Raw genomic sequence first — 21,504 nt, forward strand, 5'->3', positions numbered from 1 at the left:
CTATGAGCGTGCCGCGTCTCCTCGTCATAGGCTATCTCTCGATCGATACGGTCACACAGGGCGAAGGCAACCCACGCGTCATGCCGGGCGGCGCGGGCCTCTACGCGGCGCTGGGTGCCGCGCATGTGGGCGCGCACGTTGATCTGTGCGCCTCGATCGGGCCGGATTTTCCGGCCAGCTGGATTGCCGCGCTGGAGTCCATGGGGGTGGGGACGAGTCATTTGGTGAGGCGGGAACATCCCTCCCGCCAAACGCGGATCGGCCATGCGGCCGACGGCCGGCGTGGCTCGCGCCATTATGACGATCCCGCCTGGTGGGAAGCGAGCCGCCTTCATGCTCCCGTGCCGCCGGACGACCTCTCCGCCTATCGCGTCGTCGTGGCCTGCCCAATGCCGGCGGAACGGCTCGGCAGCCTCCTTGATCACGCCCGCCGAGCGGGCGTCGCGGTGGTCGCCGACACCAATGAGGTCTTCGCCGCGACCGAGGGCGAGGCGATACGGGAGATGCTTCCGGCCCTTGATGTCTTCGCGCCCAGCCGGGAGGAAACCCGCCTTCTCGTATCAGGACTGTCGGATGACGCGGCGGCGCGCGATCTGGCGGGTCGGGGTCGGGATGGCACCAAAGGGCCGGTGGTGATGCAGAAGCGCGGTGCCGACGGCCTGTTTATCGTTGACGGCCCTGAGCATGGGGAATGGCATCTGCCGGCGCCTCCCGTGGACGTTACCGACCCGACAGGGGCGGGCGACGCCACCGTCGGTGCCTTCGCGGCGTCTCGACTACTCGGCTCGCCCCTCCTCGACGCCGCCCGTGCCGCCCAGCGCGTGGGCGCGATCGTGGTCGGGGGATATGGGCCTTCGTCTCTTTGTGCGGCACTGTCGCCGCTTTCCATTTCCTGCGCCGGCCAAAGGGGGCTCGCCCGATGAGTCAGCTCGTCATCGACGGCGTTACCAAGCAGTTTGGTGCGCTCAAGGTTCTGCAATCCTGTGATCTCACGGTCGAAAAGGGCTCGGTGGTCACGCTTCTCGGTCCCTCCGGCTGCGGCAAGACGACCCTGCTGCGCTCCATCGCCGGCTTCGTCACGCCCGAAGCGGGGCGGATCTGTGTGAACGGACAGGACATTTCCCACCTGCCGCCGAACCGGCGGAATGTCGGCTATGTCTTCCAGAACTACGCGCTGTTCCCACATCTGACCTGCCGCGAGAACATCGCCTACGGCTTGACCGTGCGCCGCGTGCCCAAGGCCGAGATAGCCCGCCGCGTGGCGCAGGCGCTCGATCTGATCGCGCTGGCCGCCTTTGCCGACCGCTATCCCAAGCAGCTCTCGGGTGGCCAGCAGCAGCGCATCGCCATTGCCCGGGCTCTGGTGCTTGAACCGCAGGTGCTGCTGCTCGACGAGCCGTTCAACGCCCTCGACGCGCAACTGCGGCTCTCCATGCAGGTCGAGTTGCGCAAGCTCATCGACCGTGTAGGCATCACCTCGATCTTCGTGACGCATGACCAGCAGGAAGCGATGGCGGTGTCCGATCGCATCGCCATCATGCGGGGTGGACGCATCGAGCAGGTCGGCAGCCCGCTGGAGATCTATGATCGTCCGCGCAGCGGCTTCGTTGCCGACTTCATCGGCCGCGCAAACCTGTTGCCGACACGTGTTCGCGCGGGCCGCACTGAGGGGCCGCAGCCGATCATGGCCGCGATTCCCGACGGGCCGGCGACGCTGGTCGCCCGGCCGGAAAACATCGATCTCACCTCCGGCGGCGGTGCGGGGTGGCCCGGCAGGGTCACGTTCCTGACCGCGCTGGGACCGGTCATTGAGTATGAAATCGATTGCGGCTTCTCCGCTCCCTTGCGCGCGGCCTTGCATCGACACCCCGGCGTGGAGACTTTCGCGCCGGGAGCCCAGGTGACGGCGCGGATCCGCGACGAGGCCGCCGCGGTGGTGCTCCCGGGAGAACCGGATCATGGTTAGTCGCCCTTTGATCGAGGCGAGCGCCTCCCTGTCGCCGCGTCGTTTTTCCCTGGCGCGCCTGCTTGAGGGGGGCGGCCTGTGGCCGGCGGTGCCGGCGCTCGTCTATCTCATGGTCTTCATGGTGGCGCCGATCGCGACGCTGCTGACCTTCGGCTTCGTGGACATTGAGCGCGGCGCCATCGGCGAGGGCGGCTTCACCCTTTCCCATATGATCGGGGTCCTGACCGATCCGCTGGTGTGGAACCTGACCTGGCGCTCCTTCTGGATCGCCGTCATCTCGACTTCGCTCACCCTGCTGTTCGCCTATCCCGTGGCCTATGCGTATGGGCATCTGCGCGGCGCCGCGCGCACGCTGCTGCTCGTGGCGGTGATCTCACCCCTGCTGACCAGCGCGCTGGTGCGTACCTATGCCTGGATCGTCATTCTTGGTGGGCGGCGCGGGCTGGTGAACCAGACCCTGCTGACGCTGGGCCTCATCGAGCGGCCGCTCGACATCCTCAACACCTCGACCGCGGTGCTGATCGGCATGACGCAGATACACCTGCCTTTCATGATCCTGCCGCTGCTGGCCGTGCTGTCGGAGCGTGACCGTTCCTTCGAGCAGGCCTCGCTCAATCTCGGGGCGAGCCAGACCGCCACCTTCTTCCGCGTGACCGTGCCGATGTCGATGCCGGCGATTGTCGCCGGCTTCGCCCTGGTCTTCGCGGTCTCCTACACCAACTTCATCATCCCGCAGCTGCTGGGCGGCGGGAACTACTCGACCATCGCCGTACAGGTCTATGAGCAGACCATCGTCGTGCTGGACTGGTCGCGCGGGGCGGCGCTGGCGACGCTTCTTCTGTCGAGCTGCTTCGTATTCGTGTTCGGCATCGTCGCCATCGGCAACCGGCTGACGCGCTGGAGTGAGGTGCGGCGATGAGCGGTCTCCGTCAGACGATCTCGCTCGGCGATCGGTTCGCACGTGGGGTGCTGATCGCCCTCACGGTCCTGTCGATCGTGCTGCTGGTCGCGCCCAGCCTGATCGTCATCGCCATTTCGTTCGAGCCGCGCGGCTACATCGCCTTTCCGCCGTCCGGCTTTTCGCTGCGCTGGTATTGGGCGCTGCTGGAGCGGCAGCAGCTCTTGGACTCCATTCTCGTCTCGCTGCGCATCTCGGTGATGGTGATGGTTGTCTGCCTGGTCCTCGGCATTCCGGCGGCCTTCGCCGGTATACGCGGCCGCTTCCCGGCCAAGACCGCGTTCAACGCCTTTCTCCTCGCGCCGCAGATGATGCCGGGCATGGTGATCGGCATCGCCTCGCTGTTCTTCGGCGCCTACATCTCGTTCCGTGCCTCGGACCTGATGCTGGTGCTCTCGCTGTCGGTGTTCTGCCTTCCCTTCGTCGTCCGTATCGTCATGGCGCGGCTCGCCGGGCTTGACCCTCTGCTCGACGAGGCGAGCGCCAATCTCGGCGCCGGCAAGCTCGAAACTTTCTTCCGGGTGACGCTGCCGCAGCTGGCGCCCGCCGCGTTCGCCGGCGCGGCCTTCACCTTCATTGAGGCGTTCGACAACGTCACTGTGTCGCTGTTTACCTCGGATGTGCGTGCGCGCCCGCTGCCGGTGGAGCTCTATTACCTCGTGCAGTTCGAATCCTCCCCGCTCATCGCCGCAATTTCCTCGCTGGAGATCGCCCTCTCGCTCGTGGTGATGCTGGTGATCGCCCGCGCGGTGGGCCTCGAACGCTTTGGCCGCTGAAATCCGCGCGCGCATGACCCGCGTGCGCGACGTCCCCTCGCTTAACCGGACCTGTTTCCAATGATCGACTTAGCCAGCCGTCTCAAAGCCCTGACGGCGGAACCCTCCCGCGACACGGCGAACGATCCGGCACGGCTCGCCCGCGTCGAGCGCACCCGCAGCGAGCTGTTCGGGCAGGGAGGCGCCATCCGGCAGACGCTCGACCTCGCGGCGCCCCATCTGGTCGCCCTCGCACAGACACTCGCCAACCGCCCGTTGAGCCGGATGATTGTCGTGGGCTGTGGCGATTCCTGGTTTGCCGGCAAGGGTGTGCGGCATGCGCTCGAAGCGATGACGGGACTGCCGGCCGAGGCGATCGAGGCGCTGGACTACGCCGCCTATGAATCCCGGATTGCCGATGACGCCACGTTGGTGGTCGGCATTTCGTCGGGCGGAAACACGCCGGCGGTAATGCAGGCGCTGAGGGCCGCCGCCGAACGCGGCGCCTTCTGCATTGGCATCTCCAATACGGCCGGCAGTCCGATCCTGACCGAGTTCGACGCCGCCCTGCAGGTTCATGCGACCCGCAAGGGCTGGCCGACCCAATCCACCAACGCCACCATGGCCTTGTTGATCGCGCTGGGGGCAGCCCTGCCGTCGGCCGCGCCGGCGCGGGAGACGATGCTGCGCGATCTTGCCGACCTGCCGGAGATCATCGACCGCCTCTGCCGCGAGCTCGATGCCGACATCAAGGCGCTGGCGGAGCGCTGGGCGAGCGCCGAGCTCGTGCTCTATTCCGGCCTCGGACCGAACTTCGCGGCGGCCAGCATAGGCGCGGCGAAGCTGCGGGAGCTCTCCCCAGTTCACGCCTTCGCTCTGCCCCTGGAGGAATATCACCACTACCGCACGCAGAAGGCCGGCGATCCGCTGGTGCTTGTCGCCACGGATGCCGCCAGCGCCGAGCGGGCGCTCGATACCGCGCTGGTCGCCGAGGAGGTCGGCGGGCCGATTCTCGCCATTCTGGCGGCGCCGGCACGGGATATCGAGACGAGGGCCGCCGCTGTTATCCGCGTGCCGGAAACCCCGGCGGCACTGGCGGCGATGGTGTCGATCGTGCCGCTGCATCTGCTCGCCTATCATTACGCAACGGCGCGAGCGGCGCTCGGTCTGGGGGCCGCCGTCCGGCCGCCCCTGGAGTGAGGCCGCGATGATACGGCTCTTCACTGCCGGCGGCGTCATCCTCGATACGGTGGTGGCGGCGGATGGGACATTGGGGCCGCGCAGCATGGGCGGCAACGCCGTCTATTCCGCGGCCGGCGCGCGCCTCTGGCTCGACGGCGTCGGCATTGTCGGCCGCCTGCCCGCGAACTATCCCCGCGATCTGGTGGCGCAGCTTGAGGCGAGCGGTGTGGACACGCAGGGCCTGCGTGTCGAGGCGGAGAGCGTCACGGAAGGCGAGTGGTTCTTCTACCGCCCCGATGGCAGTCGAGCCGACCATCTGCATGCGCCGCTGGACGAGCCCCCGCCGCATCCGCCCGGCACCCGGCTGGATGCTCGCACCTGCTGCCTTCTGGAGGAGCGCCTGCGCTCGCGCCCGGCAGAGGGGCGCGATTTCGCCAGCTTTCGGCGGAGTCACCCGGTTCGCCTTGAGGATGTTCCGGCCGCGTACCGGCAGGCACGCGCAGCTCATCTCGCGGCGAACCGACCGGACCAGCAGGTCGAGGTGGCGCGGGGGCTGTCGCGCGAAGGGATCGGCGTGTCGGTCGATCCCGGGTCAAATGCCGGCCTCTACCCCGCGGCCGATCTGGCGGAGCTGTTCCGTGCCTCCCGGGCCTTCCTGCCCAGCGAGAAGGAGCTGGAGGCGCTGGCGCCCGGTCTCGGTCTCGCCGCCGGTCTACTCCACGTGCAGCGTCTGGGCGCGCCGATCATGGTGGTCAAGCTCGGCGCGCGCGGGTGCGGCTGGCTCCGGCCGGATGGGGCGCTCGACACCATGCCCGCCTTCCCGGTGGCGGCTGTCGATCCGACCGGGGCGGGCGACGCCTTCTGCGGCGGTTTCCTGGCCGGACTCGTCCTGTTTGAGGATGTCCGGGCCGCGATCTGCCTCGGTACGATTTCCGCGTCCTTCGCGGTCGAGGCGTTCGGCCCCTTCCACCTCCTCGGCACGCCGCGGCACATCGCCCGTGCGCGTCTCGACTCCTATCTCGCCAGCCTCGACCCCTGTGTGGCCGAGCCCCTTCGACCGATCCTTTCAGACCTGGATGCCGCATGAGTTTTCTTCGTTCCAGCAGCGACGACCCGCTGATCGTGGCCGCCCTGCACCTGCCGGACCTCTCCATCAACCGCGACCTCTCGCTGGCCTTTCTGGAGGACTATGTCCTGGCCAATGGCGAGGTCTTTGTCGCCGCTGGGATCCGGCGGATCATGCTGCAGGATCAGACGCGCCAGAAAGGGCCGGCGAGCGCGGAGACCATTGCGATAACCGCCGCCCTCGGCCGCGCGCTGAAGCAGGCATTTCCCGACATATCGCTCGGCATCATCGTGCAGGCCCACGACGCGGTGGCTCCGCTGGCCATCGCCCATGCGACAGGCGCGGATTTCGTCCGCCTCAAGGTCTTCGTCGGCGCGGCCATGACGATGGAAGGCGCGCGCGAAGGCCTCGCCACCGAGGCGCGGACCTATCGCCACCAGTTGCGCCGCGACGATATCGCCATTCTTGCTGATATCTTCGACCGCACCAGCGTGCCGTTGATCGATGTGACGCCGGAAGAAGCCGCCAAGGGAGCGGTGAAGCTGGGCGCCGATGCCCTGGTCATCACCGGGGCGACATTTGCGGAGAGTCTTGAGCGCATTCGGGCCGCCAAGCATGCGGGCGTCGCACGCCCCATCCTTCTGGGCGGCAGCGTCACCGCCGACAATATAGCGGAAACGCTTGCCGTGGCCGATGGTGCCATCGTCTCCACCGCGCTGATGCGCGAGGATAGCGGGCGCCACGAGCGGGTGCTGTGGGATGCGGGCAAGACCCAGCAGTTCATGGAGGCGGCATGTCTGCGCTAGGCCCGGAACGTGACTTCGCCGGCTATCGAGGTCGCGAGCCGTCCATTCGCTGGCCCGATGACGCTCGGCTCGCCGTCTCTGTGGTGGTGAATGTCGAGGAGGGCGCCGAACTCTCCATTGGTGCGGGCGATGAGCGTAACGAGTCGATCTACGAGGCGGTGGAGGCGACGGAGGGCGCGCGTGATCTCTGCATGGAAAGCCATTTCGAGTATGGCACCCGCGCTGGCTGGCCGCGCATCCGACAGGCACTCGCCGAGCGCGGCATACCAGCAACCCTGAACGCCAATGGGCGTTCCCTCGTGCTCTCGCCCTGGATCGCCGCTGAGGCGGTCGCGGACGGGCATGAGGTCGCCTCCCATGGCTGGCGCTGGGAACGCCATGTCCACATGACGGAGGCCGAGGAGCGCGGCGCCATCGCCCGTTCGGTGGAGGCGATCACCATGGCTGCCGGCACGCCGCCGGTGGGCTGGCACACGCGCTCAGCGACCTCGGTGCGCACGCGCGACCTCCTCGTCGAGCATGGCGGCTTCCTCTACGATTCCAATGCCTACAATGATGACGTGCCCTATTTGGTGACCATCGCCGGGCATGACCACATCGTGCTTCCCTATGCGTTCGACACCAACGATATGCGCTTCTTCAACCGCGGCGGCTTCACCTTCGCGGAAGATTTCGCGCGCTACTGCGGCGCCGCCTTCGACCGCCTCTATGAGGAGGGCGCCACCCGGCCGCGTATGCTGTCCATCGGCCTGCACCTGCGCATTATCGGTCGGCCGGCGCGTATCGCCGGGCTGGAGATGTTCCTAGATCACGCCCTCAGCCGTCCCGGCGTGTGGTTCGCGCGGCGCGACGCCATTGCCCATCACTGGCGGTCGGGCCTCGGGCTTCCACGCTGGCAGGCGCGCCCGACGCCGGAGGGGTTCACCGCGTGACGCGCGATCTTCTCGGCTATGCGGGCCGGTGGCCGGACATCACCTGGCCGAACGGGGCGAAGCTCGCAGTCTCGCTTGTCCTCAATTTCGAAGAGGGCGCGGAGGAGCAGGTCGGGGATGGAGACCCGCGTTCCGAACGCTTGGGCGAAGTGCTCTCGGTGGTCGAGCCAGGTCGGCGTGACTTCGGCCAGGAACAGATTTTTGCCTATGGCCTGCGTGCCGGCTACTGGCGGATCGCCGACTGTCTCGAGCGGGCGGGCTTGCCGGCGACCATCTTCTTCTGCGGGCGCGCCGTCGAGCGCACGCCGGAACTCGCGCGCCGGCTCGTCGCCGCCGGCCACGAGCCGGCCTGTCATGGCTGGCGGTGGCGTCCACATGCGGATTATCCGGACGCCGAGGCGGAAGCTGCCGATCTCGATCGGGCGACTGCGGCCATTGAGGACGCAACCGGCGTGCGCCCGCTCGGCTTCTTCTGTCGTGGCTCGGAAAGTCCCTGGACGCGCCGGCTGCTCGCCGAGCGGGGCTATGTCTACACCTCGAACGGCCTCGACGACGATCTGCCTTATCGCGATGCCGATACGCCGCTGCTCGTCGTGCCCTATGCGTTTGACAGCAACGACATGAAGTTCTTCCACCCCAACGGCTTCGTGCGTGCGGATGAGATGTCCGCATATGTGATTGATGCGCTCGATGTGCTGGAGGCGGAGGCACGGCGCGGCCACGCACGGCTGCTCAATATCGGCTTCCATCTGCGCATTGCTGGGCGGCCGGCACGCTTTAAGGCCTTCCAGACGATTGTCGAGGAGCTGAAGCGGCGCCAGAGCCACCTCTGGGTGGCCCGCCGCATCGATATCGCCCGCGCCTTCCAGGCGGCGGTGGACCGGGGTGATAAGCTGTGAAGCCCCTTCTCCTCGTCAACCCCAACACCAATGTCGATACCACCGCCGCGATGCTGGACATCGCCCGCGCCAGCCTGCAGGACGTCCGGGTCGAGGCGCTAACCGCCCGGTTCGGCGCACCGCTCATCACCAACGAGACCGCGCTGGCGGAAGCCGGGCGCGCCGTCCTCGATCTGGTCCCTCACATGGGCGCGGCGGCCGGTGTCATCGTTGCCGCCTTTGGTGATCCGGGGCTGTCCGCCTTGCGACGGCAGATCGCCGTTCCCGCCACTGGCCTCGCCGAAGCGGGAATGGCGGAAGCGGGGGAGGCCGGACGCCGCTTCGCGGTGGTCACCACGACGCCCGAGCTCGTTGCCGCAATCGCGCGTTCCGCCGAGGCGTATGGCCATGGCCCGGCCTTTCTCGGCACCTTTCTCACACCGGGCGACCCGCGCGAGGTGATGGCGGAGCCTGGGCGGCTCGTCGAAGCTCTGGCCAAGGCCTGTAGCCGCGCGGTCGAAGCGGGTGCCGAGGCGGTCGTCATCGGCGGCGGCCCTCTGGCTCTTGCGGCCCGCGCTCTTTCGGGCCGGCGGGATGTGCGGCTCATCGAGCCGCTGCCTGCGGCTCTGCGCCTCGCTCACAGGCGCGCCATGGAAGCTGGAGCCCTCGCATGACCACTACTCTGCTGCGTGCCGACCACGTGCTTCTTGGCTTTGCTGCCGATGGTCGCCCTGAGTGGCTCAGCGACGCGGGCCTGCTCATCGAGGACGGGCAGATCCGCGACATCGGCGACGGCCCCGCCCTTGCGCGGGCCCACCCCAAGGCGGCGACGCACGGGGGGCGGGGGTTCGTCGCGATCCCGGGCCTGATCAACGCGCATCATCATGTTGGCCTGACCCCGTTCCAGCTTGGTTCACCCGACCATCCGCTGGAACTATGGTTCGCCAGCCGGCTCGGGCTGCGCGATGTCGATATGCGGCTCGACACTCTCTATTCCGCTTTTGAGATGATCGCCTCGGGCGTCACCACGGTTCAGCACCTGCATTCGCGCGTGCCAGGTGGGCTTGAGGCGGTGCTGGCGACGGCCGAGCGGGTGATCGGCGCTTATGGCGAGATCGGTATGCGCGCCTCCTACTCATTCGCGCTGCGCGATCAAAACCGGCTCGTCTACGAGGCGGACGAGGCCTTCCTCGCGCGGCTTCCGCCGGAGCTGCGGCCCGGGCTCGCCGCCTATTTCGCCCGTTTCGCCCAGCCGCTTTCCGACCAGATCGAGGTGTTCCATGAACTTCGCCGGCGTCACGCTGATAACGGGCGCATAGCCATACAGATCGCGCCCTCCAATCTGCATTGGCTCTCCGATGCTGCGCTGGCAAGCGCCGCCGAGATCGCCGCCGAGACGGGCGCGCCGATGCATATGCATCTGCTGGAGACGCCCTACCAGAAGGCCTACGCCCTGAAGCGCACCGGTGGGTCCCCGCTCGCCCACATTCATCGTTTCGGGCTGACCGGTCCGCACCTCACCCTCGGCCACGGCGTGTGGATGAGCGAGGAGGACATGGAGATCTGCGCCCATACCGGCACGCGCATCTGCCACAACTGCTCATCCAATCTACGGCTGAAGAGCGGCACCGCACCGGTGAACCGCTTCAGAGCTCACAGCATTCCCGTTGCTCTCGGCATTGACGAGGCGGGGATCAATGATGACCGCGATATGCTGCAGGAGATGCGCCTTGCCCTGCGCGTGCATCGCCAGCCCGGCATCGACAGTCCCCATCCGAGCGCAGCGGACATCCTGCGCATGGCTACAGAGCACGGCGCGGGAACGACACCCTTCGGCAGCTTCATAGGCCAGCTGCGCCCCGGCAGCGCCGCCGATATCGTGCTGCTCGACTGGGAGCGTCTGGTCTATCCCTATCAGGACCCCGATTTGGCGCTAGAAGACGTGCTGGTGTACCGCGCGAAGCGCGAGTGCGTGGATACGGTGATAGTGGGGGGCGAGGTCATCTACACCAAGGGCACGTTCACCCGGGTCGACCGGGCGGAGACGCTGGCGGAGATCCACCGGCGCTTGAAGGTGACGCCCACGTCGGCGGAACTCGACCGGCGGCATCTCGCAGCACAGTTATTGCCCCATGTGCGTGCGTTCTATGATGGCTATATCGGTCTATTATGAGATCGGAGGGCTGCGAGACGCGGACGGCCTTACCGAACCGCCTGAAGTCGCAGGCAGGCGCTGTGAAACCTCTGTGGCGCGGGCTTCGGCGATGGCGCTCCCTCGAAGCCGATCCAACTCGTCTGCCCACCACTGCATCATCAACACGCGTTCGTCCCAATGCTCGCCGCGGGTATATGCCCGGCGCACATTATTGCCCTCAACGTGGGCGAGCTGCCGCTCAATCGTGTCGGGATGCCAGCGCCGGCTCTCATTGGCGAGCGTGGCAAACGCGGCCCGAAAACCGTGGGCGGTCATTTCCTCCGCCCCTATATCCAAGCGGCGTAGCGCGAAGTTCAGAGTGTTCTCGCTCATCGGCTTCCTAACCGAGACGGTCGCCGGAAACACGAAGAAACTGATCCCCCTTCGGGTGGCGTCGCGCAACTCCTGCAAGGTGGCCACGGCCTGTAAGGGCAGGGGCGTGCGGTGTGGTCGGCGCATCTTGGTTCGGCCGGCTGGAACGGTCCAGACCCCCGCTTCAAGGTCAATCTCGTCTCACGTGGCGGCGCGGAGTTCGCCGGGACGGAGCGCAAGCAGGGCGAGCAGCTTCAGGCCTGCGACCGTCGTTTCCTGACCCTTCTTCCAGCGATAGATGGCCGCCATAAGCTCGCCAAGCCGCTTCGGGCGTGTGATGGCGGCGCGGTGCTTGGTCGTGGGTGCGAGAAGTGCGCCTCGCAGATCGGCCGTCACATCCCGTTCGGCGCGGCTGGTTGCGATCGCATAACGGAAGACCTGACCGATGATGCTGCGGGAGCGGCGCGCAGTCTCGTAGTGCCCTTTGACCTCCACCGCCCGCAGGACGGCAAGGATCTCTGGCGGTGTGATCTCGGCGATGGGGCGGTTGCGAAGAGGGGCTGCGATTTCCTCCAGCAGCCAGTGCGCCTTCAGGAGGGTGGCCTCGGCTCGCCCTTCCTTGGTCATCTTGTCGATGAACTCCGTCGCAATGACACCGAAGGTGCTCGTTGCGGCCGCGACAGACGCCGCGACGGCGGCTTTGTTGGCTCGTTTGTTGGCTCCAGGGTCTACTCCCGAGGTCAACAACCTCTTGGCTTCGTCGCGCAGCCGCCGGGCATCGGCCAGCGAAATGAGCGGATAGGGCCCATGGGTGAGTTTCTTCTGTTTGCCCGCGAATCTGTAGGCCTGCTGCCAGACCCGGGCGCCGTTGGGCTTCACGAAAAGATAGAGGCCGCCACCGTCGGAAAGTTTGTATTCGCCTTCCCGGCCTTTGGCCGTCCGGCACGCTGCATCTGACAAGGCCATGTTCGCTCTCCCTGCTGATCGCTGGGATCACGAAAACACGGCCTGCAGGCCAACAACAAGGCCAACAAATTCGCGGGATGGGGTGGCTCTGGCTGAGCCCGGCTCGGACAGCGAGCGGAGGCTGGAGAAGAAATTATCCAGCCAATTCAAGGGATAGCAAGACGATCTGGGAAAAGCTGAGCCGCCCCGGAAACGGGGGAGTGGCTCCCTGAGCAGGACTCGAACCTGCGACCATTCGATTAACAGTCGAACGCTCTACCAACTGAGCTATCAGGGACCGGAGGCGCGGCTGAGCGCCTCGGAGGCCGGCGATATAGCAACGCGTTCTCGGTTTGTGAAGTCGCAACCGCGTGGCCTGTGGATATTAATCACGCGCTGAGGCGTTCCTCCTGCCCCGAGAACTGGAGCTGGTGGAAGTTGTAGTAGCGCCCGCGCTTGGCCACGAGCTCTTCGTGGCGGCCACTTTCGACCACGCGGCCGCTGTCGATCACGCAGATGCAATCGGCGCTCACGACGGTCTGCAGGCGATGGGCGATAACGATCGTCGTGCGGTTCTGCTCGAGCAGGCGCAGCGCCTTCTGGACCTCCGCCTCCGATTCGCTGTCGAGCGCGGCGGTCGCCTCGTCGAGCAGCAGAATCGGCGCGTTCTTCAGGAAGGCGCGGGCGATGGCGATGCGCTGGCGCTGGCCGCCGGAGAGTTGCGCGCCATGCTCGCCGACGCGGCTGTCATAGCCTTCATTGAAGCCCATGATGAAGTTATGCGCGTTGGCGGCGCGGGCGGCTTCCATGATCTCCTCGTCGGATGCGCCCGGTCGGCCGGTCGCGATGTTCTCGCGGATCGTGCCGGAGAACAGGAACACGTCCTGACTGACGAAGCCGACAGCCTCGCGCAGCGAGCGATAGGTGACGTCGCGCACATCCTGGCCATCAACCTTGATACTGCCCGAGTCGACCTCGTAGAAGCGTTCGATCAGGCTCATGATCGTGCTCTTGCCGCCGCCGGACGGGCCGACCAGCGCGGTGGTCTTGCCGGCCTCGGCGATGAAGCTCAGGCCGCGCAGCACCGGCTCGTCCTCGCGATAGCCGAAATAGACGTCGTCAAAGGCGATCTCGCCCTTGGTGACGGAGAGCTTCGGCCTCTCCGGCTGGTCGGTCTCGATCGCCGGGCGGTCGAGGATGTCGAACAGCATGCGCGCGCCGATGAGGTGCGTGGTGAGGTCGATGTTGAGACGGGCGAGCCGCTTGGCCGGCTCATAGCTGAGCAGCAGGGCGGTGATGACCGAGAAGAACTCGCCCGGGGTGCGCCCGCCATGCAGGACGCCCCAGCCGGCATACATGACGACGAGACCGATCGCGACGCCGCCCAGGGCCTCCATCAGCGGGCCCGACTGCGATTGCGCCCGGATCATCCGGTTGGACGCCTTCTCCATGCGGTCCACGCGGTCATAGATCTTGGTGCGCAGGTCGTCCTCCATGGTGAAGGACTTCACCGTGCGGATGCCCTGAAATGCCTCGATCGACTCGGTCATGATCTGCGCGGCGGCGTGGAATTCGCGCGAAAAGATCTTCTGCACCTTGCGGATCAGGCCGCGCACACCGCCGACGGCGATCGGCATGACGATGAGGCCGATCAGCGCCATGAAGGGATCCTGGATGATCATCACCGCCGTCAGGCCGATGACCGAGAGCAGGTCGCGGCCGAGGCTGGTGATGATGAGGTTCAGCACGTTGCGCGCGCCCTGCGCACCCGTGGTGAAGCGCAGCATGATCTCGGCGGTGTGGCTGCCACTGAAGAAGCGCACATCCTGCGAGAAGAGTCGGTCGAGCACCCGCTTCTGGTTGTCGGAGACGATGCGGTTGCCGACGCGGGCGAGGGTCACGGCTTGCCCGTAGGAGGCGAAGCCCTTGACGATGCTGAGCGCGAGAACCGCGCCGGAAAGAATCCAGATCGCCGACGAGTTCTGCTCGACGAAGATGCGGTTGATCACCGTCCCCATGAGATAGGCGAGGCCCGATGTCGAGCCGGCCATGAGGCCCATGAAGACGAAGGAGATGGCGTATCCCTTCCAGTGCCGGCGTCCATCGGTCATGAACAGCCGCTTCACCGTGTCCCGCGTCTCGGGCGAGACCATATTGCGGAAGGTATTGGCCAGCTTGGCAGGCACCATCAGGCAGTTCCTCTGCAGAGAGCCATCGCGGCGCCGGAACCTCCGGGCGCGGCTCGATCGCGGTCCGCCCAGGGCGGCGGCCTCATCAACGACGATCGGCGGGCGTTGTCAAACCAACCCGCCCGTGCATGGGGCGAGCTTTGGCAAGGTGTAGCGTGGACGACACGCGCCGCCGGTTACCGTGAGACGGCCCGGCGGCGCGTGCGTGAACTGGAGGCCACGGAGGGAATCGAACCCCCGTACGCGGATTTGCAGTCCGCTGCGTAACCACTCCGCCACGTGGCCGATCGGTGCGCGGGATGTCTCCCGACCGATGGACCGGGCGCCTCATAACAGAGCCTTTCGGGATCGGCAACGCACCTTGGGCTCGCCATCCCCATCGCGTGAGCGCCGCGGGGACCGGGCAGGGGCCTGCCGGCTGTGCGCGGCGGTGGTCCGCGACATTGGAATCCTTCGACAAGGCTTGCATTGCGCCCGCGCGTGTCGCAATTCTCCTGCGACGTTACCGCCCGTGCGCCCGTGGCGCCCGGACTTGCCGAGGTTCCCCGAATGATCGATTTCGCTGAGATGCGTCGTGCCATGGTGGACGCGCAGGTGCGCGCCAACGACGTGACCGACCTGCGCATCGTCGCCGCCATGATGGAGACCCCGCGCGAGCGCTTCGTTCCTGCGTCTCTCACGAACTTCGCCTATATCGACGATGACCTGATGGTGAAGGACGGCCAGCCGGCCCGTTATCTGGTCGAGCCGATGGTCCTCGCGAAGCTACTGCAGGCGGCTGAGATCGGGCCGGATGCGCTGGTGCTCGATGTCGGCGCGGCCACCGGCTATTCGACCGCCGTGCTGGCCAAGCTCTCCGGTCAGGTGGTGTCGCTCGAGGAAGACGCGGAGCTCGCGGCGCTGGGCTCGGCGGTGCTGGTCGATCTGGGTCTTCTGAACGCCGCCTATGTTCAGGGCCCGATGACCGCCGGCTGGGCGGGCGAAGCGCCCTATGACGTCATCTTCATCAATGGCTCGGTGGACGAGGTGCCGGCGGCTTTGTTCGCGCAGCTCAAGCCCGGCGGTCGGCTCGTCGCCGTGGTCGGTCGCGGCCGCGCCGGGCGCGCCACCGTGTTCACCAACACGCCCGGCGGTGTCGGCTCGCGTATTGTATTCGACGCTGGCGTGCCCACGCTCCCCGGTTTCGAGGCGCGTCCCGGCTTCGTTTTCTGAGCGTTTCCGAACCTGCTGTGGCTGAACTGCCGCGCGTGCGACTAAAACGTCGGGATGAGCGGTGAGGGCGGTTCACAGTGCCTACCCGAACCCCTATTCTGATGCTGCGTCAGACGTGAATCAGAAGAGTCTCCCTGGGGGCAGGTGACTCCGGACAAGTAATGCGTTCGCAGGGGTTTGGACCATGTGGCTGTCAGCTACCGGGGGCAGGATCGTCGTGTTTACGGCGGTCTCATTTTTCGGTGCCTTCTCGCTTCCGGCGCACGCGCAGACCCTGGAGCAGGCTCTCGCCGCCGCCTACAAGAACAATCCGACGCTGAATTCGCAGCGCGCCGCCACGCGGGCGACCGATGAGTATGTGCCGATCGCGCTGGCCGGCTACCGGCCGCAGGTGTTCGGCAGCGCCTATGTCGGCACCCAGTGGGCCGAGACCCGTGTCGATTCGGGCTATGCCGCTCTTCAGGGCAATCAGGCGATCAGCAACAACCGCACCGACCCCAGCGGCGTCGGCGTGACGATCAGCCAGACCATTTATAACGGTTTGCGCACGGCGAATTCGGTGCGTAGCGCCGAGTCGCAGGTGAAGGGCCAGCGCGAATTGCTGCGCAACACCGAGCAGCTCGTCCTGCTCGATGCCGCCACCGCCTATATGAACGTGCTGCAGAACGCCGCGCTGGTGGAACTGCAGAAGCAGAACCTGGAAGCGCTGCGCGAGGAACTGCGCGCCGCCCGCGACCGCTTCGCGGTGGGTGAGATCACCCGTACCGACGTCGCCCAGGCCGAGGCGAGCGTCGCCGATGCGCAGAGCCAGTTGGCTCTCGCCGACGCCAACCTGAACAGCGCCAATGCGGTCTTCTTCCAGGTCATCGGCCTGAAGCCGACCAAGCTGTCCCCCGGTCGGCCGATCGACGGCCTGCTGCCCAAGACGCTGCCTGCCGCGGTGAGCACGGGTATCGGCAGCCATCCCGCGGTGAAGTCGGCCGAGTTCGCCGTCGATGCGGCCGTGGCCAATGTCAAGGTGGCGGAAGCCGCCCTGTCGCCGACGCTGACGCTGAACGGCTCCGCCTCGTCCGACTACAACAGCGCCCAGTACACCGAGCGCCAGACAGCGGCGTCGGCGACGCTGAACCTCTCCGTGCCGATCTATCAGGGCGGCAGCGAGTTCGCGACGATCCGGCAGAGCAAGGAGACGCTCGGCCAGATGCGCATCGAGGTCGACGTGAACCGCGAGCAGGTTCGCGCCAATGTGGTGCAGTACTGGGGCAACCTCGAAGCCGCCAAGGCGGCCATCGAGTCGGCGCAGGCCTCCGTTGCCGCCAACGAGATCGCGCTGCGCGGCGTGCGCGAGGAATGGCGCGTCGGCCAGCGCACCACGCTGGACGTGCTGAACGCGCAGACGGCGCTGTTCGACGCCCGCGCCAATCTCGTCATTGCCCAGCGTGACCGCGTGGTCGCGTCCTATGCGGTGCTGTCCGCCACTGGCCAGCTCAATTCCATGCGCCTTGGGCTCAAGGTCGCGACCTATAAGCCGCAGGTTCACTACAATCAGGTGCGTGATGCCTGGATCGGCGTGCGCACGCCCGGTGGTCAGTGACAGCTTGAGGCAAGGCTTTCGCCGCAGGATTGAGACGGGTCGGCTTGCCGGCCCGTTTTGCCATCCACAACAGCGATAGGGCCGTCCGTGGCGCCCTGCGTGACGCGGTGTCATATTCATGAAGCGTTAACGGGTGATTCGTGCGAGTCGCGGGCCCGGCACCGCAGAGTTGAGTTAGAACCGGGATCAGCGCATGTCGGCGAGCGCGAGGGCAAACGAGCCATCCATGGAAGAGATTCTCGCCTCCATCCGGCGCATCATCTCCGACGAAGTCGCCAGCGGCTCGCGCGAGGCGCCTGCCTCGTCTCGCCCGATGGCGGTTGAGCGCAGCGCCGCCGATACAACGGGAGAGAATGCCCGTCGCGATCTGCCGGCCAGCCGCCGTCTCGCCGAGGAGGCGATCGATGCCGAGGCCGACCCTGAGAATGCTGCCGCGCATTTCGCCGTCGGGGATCATCTCAACGGCGCGGATGAGAACGGGCATCCGGGGGCGTCTCAGGCTCTCGCTGAGGACGATTCCGTGCCCGCGGCCGAGGTTTTCGCGCAGGCCGCCGACGCCCCGCCAATCGAGACCGCGCGTCCGCTGGCCGATCTGCCGGCTTTTGTCTCGCGCAGCGCGATGAACGCCGCGCGCAACGGCGGCTCCCTCGGCTACACGCCGGTGGGACGCCCCGTGGCCTCCGAGCCCTTCGTCAATGGCCGTCGCGCCGTTGCGACGCTTGCCGGCGAGCCGGCGAGCCGCATGGCCGAGGCGACCTTCACCCCGGCGCCGCGCCCCTCGCTGACCCGCCAGGCCGCCCGTGCCGCCGTGGCGCAGGCGCTGCCGGTCTTCGCGCCGGTGGAAGTTCCCGAACCTGCCGAGGTTCAGGATCAGGACGAGCGTTTCGCCGCAGCCCTTCTCGACCTCGATCTCGTCGAGCAGGCAGTGCAAGCGGAACTCGCCATCATGTCCGGCGACGCGGCGGAGGCGGCTACCGTGGCTTCCGAGCCGACTCAGCCGATAGTGGCGGCGGAGACGGCCGATGTGGCCGAGTCGTCCGCTCCTGAGGCCGCGCCCGTCGCCGCCGATCACTCTTTTGAACCCTCGTCCGTCCCGGAGATCGCCGACATGCAGGTTCAAGCCAAGACGGGCCCCGTCTCGCGCACGTCCTCGGTTGAGGGAACCGAGGACCGCCGGCCGGAGAACCGTGGCGAGCCGCGCTTCTTCCCGGCGCCGCGCCCGGCCGAGGCTCCCACCGCCGAGGCGCCGAACCGTCTGGTCTCCGGCACGACGACGACCGCCGTCTCCGCTGCCTTTGGCACGCTGGCGCGCGCCGTCGCCTCCAATTCCCGCACGGTGGACGATCTCGTGACCGAGGCGATCCGTCCGATGCTGAAGGAATGGCTGGACGAGAACCTGCCGGCGCTGGTCGAGCGTCTGGTGCGCGCCGAGATCGAGCGCGTCTCCCGCCAGGGGCTCTGACGCCGCAATCCGGTTGGGGGACGCCAGAGGCGCCCTCATCGTTGGTTTCATAAAGGCCGCGTGGGCTGACTGCCGCGCGGCCTTTCCTTTTGCGCCGTTGTCTCCGCGCAGGGCTGAGTTGCGGTCTGCCCGTTGACTTGACGGCCCGGCTCCGCTTTCTGTCGCACCCATTCAACACGAGGTGCCGGAGCCAAAATGCTCGAGAACAGGTTCGATCCCGCCGCCGTCGAGGGCCGCATCTACCAGAACTGGCTGGATGCGGAAGCGTTCAAGGCTGGCCGGGCGGACCGGGTAGGCGCCGAGCCCTATTGCATCGTCATCCCGCCGCCGAACGTCACCGGCTCGCTCCATATGGGGCACGCGCTCAACAACACGCTGCAGGACATCCTCTGCCGCTTCGAGCGCATGCGCGGCAAGGACGTGCTCTGGCAGGTCGGCACCGACCATGCCGGTATCGCCACGCAGATGGTGGTCGAGCGCCAGCTCGCCGAGCGCCAGCTTCCTGGCCGGCGCGAGATGGGCCGCGAGGCCTTCGTCGAGCGCGTCTGGGCGTGGAAGGAGGAATCCGGCGGCACCATCATCAACCAGCTCAAGAAGCTCGGTGCTTCCTGTGACTGGTCGCGCGAGCGCTTCACCATGGATGAGGGGCTCTCGCGCGCCGTCCTCAAGGTGTTCGTCCGCCTCTACAAGCAGGGGCTGATCTACAAGGACAAGCGGCTGGTGAACTGGGATCCCAAGTTCCAGTCGGCTATTTCCGACCTTGAGGTGCTGCAGGTCGAGGTGAAGGGCCATCTCTGGCACTTCCGCTACCCGCTCGCCGATGGCGTGACCTATGATCACCCGGTCGCCTTCGACGCGGACGGCCTGCCGACCGAGTTTGAGACGCGCGACTACATCGTCGTCGCCACCACGCGGCCGGAGACCATGCTGGGCGACACGGCGGTCGCGGTACATCCCGAGGATCCCCGTTACATCGGCCTCGTCGCCGCTGGCGCCAAGGTGCGTCTGCCGCTGGTCGGCCGGCTGATCCCCATCGTGCCGGACGAGTATTCGGACCCAACCAAGGGCACGGGCGCGGTGAAGATCACCCCGGCGCACGACTTCAACGATTTCGAGGTCGGTCGCCGGCACAATTTGCCGATGATCAATATCCTCGATGCCGAGGCGCGGCTGACGCTGGCCGGCAATGAGGACTTCCTTGCCGGGACGGCGGGGGCGGATCTCGATGTCGTGCTCGCCCTCAACGGCCAGAGCCGCGAAGCGGCGCGCAAGGCCGTGGTCGCGCTCATGGAAGAGCGCGGCCTCGTCGACAAGATCGAGCCGCACACCCACATGGTCCCGCACGGTGACCGCTCGAACGTCGTCATCGAGCCCTGGCTGACCGACCAGTGGTATGTGGACGCCCACACGCTGGCCCAGCCGGCGCTGGCGGCGGTGCGCGAGGGGCGCACGAGCTTCATCCCGAAGAACTGGGAGAAGACCTATTTCGAGTGGCTGGAGAACATTCAGCCCTGGTGCGTCTCGCGCCAGCTCTGGTGGGGTCACCAGATCCCGGCCTGGTACGGGCCGGACGGCACGGTCTTCGTCGAGGAGACCGAGGAAGAAGCCGTCGCCGCCGCGCTCGCCCATTGCGTGCAGACGGGCATCATCACCGATGCCGAGGCGCGCGAACTGGCGGACGACCCGGAGAAGCGGGCCGCTCTCATCACCCGCGACGAGGACGTGCTCGATACCTGGTTCTCCTCCGCGCTCTGGCCGTTCTCGACGCTCGGCTGGCCGGACGAGACGGCGGAGCTGAAGCGCTTCTACCCGACCTCGGTGCTCATCACCGGCTTCGATATCATCTTCTTCTGGGTCGCCCGGATGATGATGATGGGCCTGCACTTCATGGACGGCGAGATCCCGTTCAAGGACGTCTACATCCACGCCCTCGTCCGCGACGAGAAGGGCGCCAAGATGTCGAAGTCCAAGGGCAATGTCATCGACCCGCTCGACCTCATCAACCAGTACGGCGCCGACGCCCTGCGCTTCACGCTGGCGGCGATGGCGGCGCAGGGGCGCGACATCAAGCTCGCGACCTCGCGTGTCGAGGGCTATCGCAACTTCGCGACCAAGCTCTGGAACGCGGCGCGCTTCGCCGAGATGAATGGCTGTGGGCGCGATCCGTCCTTCGATCCGTCCAAGGTCTCCACCACACTGAATCGCTGGATCGTCGGCGAGACGCAGAAGGCCGGCGAGGAAATCACCACCGCCATCGAGGCCTATCGCTTCAACGAGGCGGCGGGCGCGGCCTATCGTTTCGTCTGGAATATCTTCTGCGACTGGTATCTGGAACTCGCGAAGCCCGTCTTCATGGGCACGGATGAGGTCTGGAAAGCGGAGACCCGTGCCACCGCGGCTTTCGTGCTCGACGAGATCCTGAAGCTGCTGCACCCCTTCATGCCCTTCCTCACCGAAGAGCTGTGGGCCCGCACGGCGGAGGGCGGCGCCGCGCGCGACGGGCTTCTGGCTCTCACGCCGTGGTCGGAACTGCAGGGGCTCGAGGCGCCGGAGGCGGAGGCCGAGATCGGTTGGCTGATCGATCTGGTCACCGAGATCCGGTCGGTGCGCGCCGAGATGAACGTTCCTGCCGGGGCGCAGCTGCCGCTGGTGCTGGTCGGGGCGAGCGAGCAGGTGCGCACGCGCGTGGCGACCTGGAGCGATGTGCTGATGCGGCTCGCCCGCGTCTCCGCCATCAGCTTCGAGGCGGAGGCGCCGGCCGGCGCAGTCCAACTCGTGGTGCGCGGCGAGACCGCGGCCCTGCCGCTGGCGGGTGTCATCGACATGGATGCCGAAGCGGCGCGCCTGTCCAAGGAGCTCGCCAAGGCGAGCGACGACATCGCCAAGGTCGACGCCAAGCTGAACAACCGCGATTTCCTCGCCCGCGCCAAGGAAGAGGTGATCGAGGAGCAGCGCGAGCGCCGCGAGGCAGCCGAAGCCCGCGCCGCGAAGATCCGCGAAGCCCTGGCACGGCTCGGCCGCGCCAGCTGATAGGTTTGGTCGAGCCGGGCGCT

Annotated in this window: 16 protein-coding genes, 2 tRNA genes and 1 pseudogene; 15 read left to right on the forward strand and 4 right to left on the reverse strand. The window is 67.0% G+C overall.

Annotated features, from left to right (window positions below; all coding sequences use genetic code 11):
• Positions 1 to 2 precede the first annotated feature (2 nt).
• From OU996_RS13805 to OU996_RS13855, 11 genes are read left to right on the forward strand one after another with little or no spacing between them, the layout of a single operon-like run.
• Positions 3 to 923, forward strand: a complete 921-nt coding sequence (locus OU996_RS13805) for a carbohydrate kinase family protein (RefSeq protein ID WP_267582186.1) — start codon at positions 3 to 5, stop codon at positions 921 to 923.
• Entirely contained in the window at positions 920 to 1,966 is a 1,047-nt protein-coding gene (locus tag OU996_RS13810; RefSeq protein ID WP_267582187.1) for an ABC transporter ATP-binding protein, read from the forward strand. The genes OU996_RS13805 and OU996_RS13810 overlap by 4 nt, the downstream gene beginning before the upstream one ends.
• Positions 1,959 to 2,885 (forward strand): ABC transporter permease, encoded by a 927-nt coding sequence (locus OU996_RS13815; protein ID WP_267582188.1) that lies wholly within the window; start codon positions 1,959 to 1,961, stop codon positions 2,883 to 2,885. Before OU996_RS13810 ends, OU996_RS13815 begins: the two co-directional genes overlap by 8 nt.
• The gene (locus OU996_RS13820; protein WP_267582189.1) at positions 2,882 to 3,700 is read left to right on the forward strand and encodes an ABC transporter permease; all 819 of its coding nucleotides are present in this window, start codon (positions 2,882 to 2,884) and stop codon (positions 3,698 to 3,700) included. Before OU996_RS13815 ends, OU996_RS13820 begins: the two co-directional genes overlap by 4 nt.
• A 60-nt stretch (positions 3,701 to 3,760) precedes the next feature.
• Positions 3,761 to 4,879, forward strand: a complete 1,119-nt coding sequence (locus OU996_RS13825; RefSeq protein ID WP_267582190.1) for an SIS domain-containing protein — start codon at positions 3,761 to 3,763, stop codon at positions 4,877 to 4,879.
• Positions 4,880 to 4,886: 7 nt separating this feature from the next.
• Positions 4,887 to 5,948: a carbohydrate kinase family protein gene (locus tag OU996_RS13830; RefSeq protein ID WP_267582191.1), complete on the forward strand. Its 1,062-nt coding sequence runs from the start codon at positions 4,887 to 4,889 to the stop codon at positions 5,946 to 5,948.
• On the forward strand, positions 5,945 to 6,733 hold the full coding sequence (locus tag OU996_RS13835) for a BtpA/SgcQ family protein (protein WP_267582192.1): 789 nt from the start codon (positions 5,945 to 5,947) through the stop codon (positions 6,731 to 6,733). The genes OU996_RS13830 and OU996_RS13835 overlap by 4 nt, the downstream gene beginning before the upstream one ends.
• The gene (locus OU996_RS13840) at positions 6,721 to 7,665 is read left to right on the forward strand and encodes a polysaccharide deacetylase family protein (RefSeq protein WP_267582193.1); all 945 of its coding nucleotides are present in this window, start codon (positions 6,721 to 6,723) and stop codon (positions 7,663 to 7,665) included. Before OU996_RS13835 ends, OU996_RS13840 begins: the two co-directional genes overlap by 13 nt.
• Complete coding sequence (locus OU996_RS13845) at positions 7,662 to 8,564, forward strand: polysaccharide deacetylase family protein (RefSeq protein WP_267582194.1); 903 nt, start codon at positions 7,662 to 7,664, stop codon at positions 8,562 to 8,564. Before OU996_RS13840 ends, OU996_RS13845 begins: the two co-directional genes overlap by 4 nt.
• Positions 8,561 to 9,217, forward strand: coding sequence for an aspartate/glutamate racemase family protein (locus OU996_RS13850; protein WP_267582195.1), 657 nt, complete (start codon positions 8,561 to 8,563; stop codon positions 9,215 to 9,217). The genes OU996_RS13845 and OU996_RS13850 overlap by 4 nt, the downstream gene beginning before the upstream one ends.
• Positions 9,214 to 10,716 (forward strand): amidohydrolase family protein, encoded by a 1,503-nt coding sequence (locus tag OU996_RS13855; protein ID WP_267582196.1) that lies wholly within the window; start codon positions 9,214 to 9,216, stop codon positions 10,714 to 10,716. Before OU996_RS13850 ends, OU996_RS13855 begins: the two co-directional genes overlap by 4 nt.
• On the opposite strand, the pseudogene OU996_RS21450 reads toward OU996_RS13855, so the two are convergent.
• The 4 genes and pseudogenes from OU996_RS21450 to OU996_RS13875 form a co-directional block, all read right to left on the reverse strand.
• Positions 10,711 to 12,015, reverse strand: a pseudogene (locus tag OU996_RS21450) (tyrosine-type recombinase/integrase). The gene OU996_RS13855 and the pseudogene OU996_RS21450 overlap by 6 nt on opposite strands.
• Before the next feature lie 201 nt (positions 12,016 to 12,216).
• Positions 12,217 to 12,292 (reverse strand) — tRNA-Asn (locus OU996_RS13865).
• A gap of 91 nt (positions 12,293 to 12,383) precedes the next feature.
• A complete protein-coding gene (locus OU996_RS13870) occupies positions 12,384 to 14,183 on the reverse strand; it encodes an ABC transporter ATP-binding protein (protein ID WP_267582197.1) in 1,800 nt (599 codons plus the stop codon).
• Between the two features lie 211 nt (positions 14,184 to 14,394).
• Positions 14,395 to 14,468, reverse strand: a tRNA-Cys gene (locus OU996_RS13875).
• Positions 14,469 to 14,732: 264 nt separating this feature from the next.
• Between OU996_RS13875 and OU996_RS13880 the strand changes: the two genes are divergently transcribed.
• From OU996_RS13880 to OU996_RS13895, 4 genes are all read left to right on the forward strand, one after another.
• Positions 14,733 to 15,395, forward strand: coding sequence for a protein-L-isoaspartate O-methyltransferase family protein (locus OU996_RS13880; protein ID WP_267582198.1), 663 nt, complete (start codon positions 14,733 to 14,735; stop codon positions 15,393 to 15,395).
• Between the two features lie 184 nt (positions 15,396 to 15,579).
• Positions 15,580 to 16,989, forward strand: coding sequence for a TolC family outer membrane protein (locus tag OU996_RS13885; protein WP_267582199.1), 1,410 nt, complete (start codon positions 15,580 to 15,582; stop codon positions 16,987 to 16,989).
• 226 nt (positions 16,990 to 17,215) lie between these two features.
• Positions 17,216 to 18,451, forward strand: coding sequence for a DUF2497 domain-containing protein (locus OU996_RS21405; protein WP_324290702.1), 1,236 nt, complete (start codon positions 17,216 to 17,218; stop codon positions 18,449 to 18,451).
• Between the two features lie 195 nt (positions 18,452 to 18,646).
• A complete protein-coding gene (locus OU996_RS13895) occupies positions 18,647 to 21,481 on the forward strand; it encodes a valine--tRNA ligase (protein ID WP_267582200.1) in 2,835 nt (944 codons plus the stop codon).
• The last annotated feature ends 23 nt before the right edge of the window (positions 21,482 to 21,504 follow it).

The organism is Ancylobacter sp. SL191 (assembly GCF_026625645.1).
In the GTDB taxonomy this organism is placed as follows: Bacteria; Pseudomonadota; Alphaproteobacteria; order Rhizobiales; family Xanthobacteraceae; genus Ancylobacter.

Excerpts from the sequence above, each read along its gene's own strand:
- OU996_RS13895 (WP_267582200.1), top strand. The coding sequence starts at position 18,647 with ATGCTCGAGAACAGGTTCGATCCCGCCGCCGTCGAGGGCCGCATCTAC.
- OU996_RS13825 (WP_267582190.1), top strand. The coding sequence starts at position 3,761 with ATGATCGACTTAGCCAGCCGTCTCAAAGCCCTGACGGCGGAACCCTCC.
- OU996_RS13835 (WP_267582192.1), top strand. The coding sequence starts at position 5,945 with ATGAGTTTTCTTCGTTCCAGCAGCGACGACCCGCTGATCGTGGCCGCC.
- OU996_RS21405 (WP_324290702.1), top strand. The coding sequence starts at position 17,216 with ATGGAAGAGATTCTCGCCTCCATCCGGCGCATCATCTCCGACGAAGTC.
- OU996_RS13870 (WP_267582197.1), bottom strand. The coding sequence starts at position 14,183 with ATGGTGCCTGCCAAGCTGGCCAATACCTTCCGCAATATGGTCTCGCCC.
- OU996_RS13810 (WP_267582187.1), top strand. The coding sequence starts at position 920 with ATGAGTCAGCTCGTCATCGACGGCGTTACCAAGCAGTTTGGTGCGCTC.
- OU996_RS13815 (WP_267582188.1), top strand. The coding sequence starts at position 1,959 with ATGGTTAGTCGCCCTTTGATCGAGGCGAGCGCCTCCCTGTCGCCGCGT.
- OU996_RS13880 (WP_267582198.1), top strand. The coding sequence starts at position 14,733 with ATGATCGATTTCGCTGAGATGCGTCGTGCCATGGTGGACGCGCAGGTG.
- OU996_RS13855 (WP_267582196.1), top strand. The coding sequence starts at position 9,214 with ATGACCACTACTCTGCTGCGTGCCGACCACGTGCTTCTTGGCTTTGCT.
- OU996_RS13830 (WP_267582191.1), top strand. The coding sequence starts at position 4,887 with ATGATACGGCTCTTCACTGCCGGCGGCGTCATCCTCGATACGGTGGTG.
- OU996_RS13805 (WP_267582186.1), top strand. The coding sequence starts at position 3 with ATGAGCGTGCCGCGTCTCCTCGTCATAGGCTATCTCTCGATCGATACG.
- OU996_RS13885 (WP_267582199.1), top strand. The coding sequence starts at position 15,580 with ATGTGGCTGTCAGCTACCGGGGGCAGGATCGTCGTGTTTACGGCGGTC.
- OU996_RS13820 (WP_267582189.1), top strand. The coding sequence starts at position 2,882 with ATGAGCGGTCTCCGTCAGACGATCTCGCTCGGCGATCGGTTCGCACGT.
- OU996_RS13840 (WP_267582193.1), top strand. The coding sequence starts at position 6,721 with ATGTCTGCGCTAGGCCCGGAACGTGACTTCGCCGGCTATCGAGGTCGC.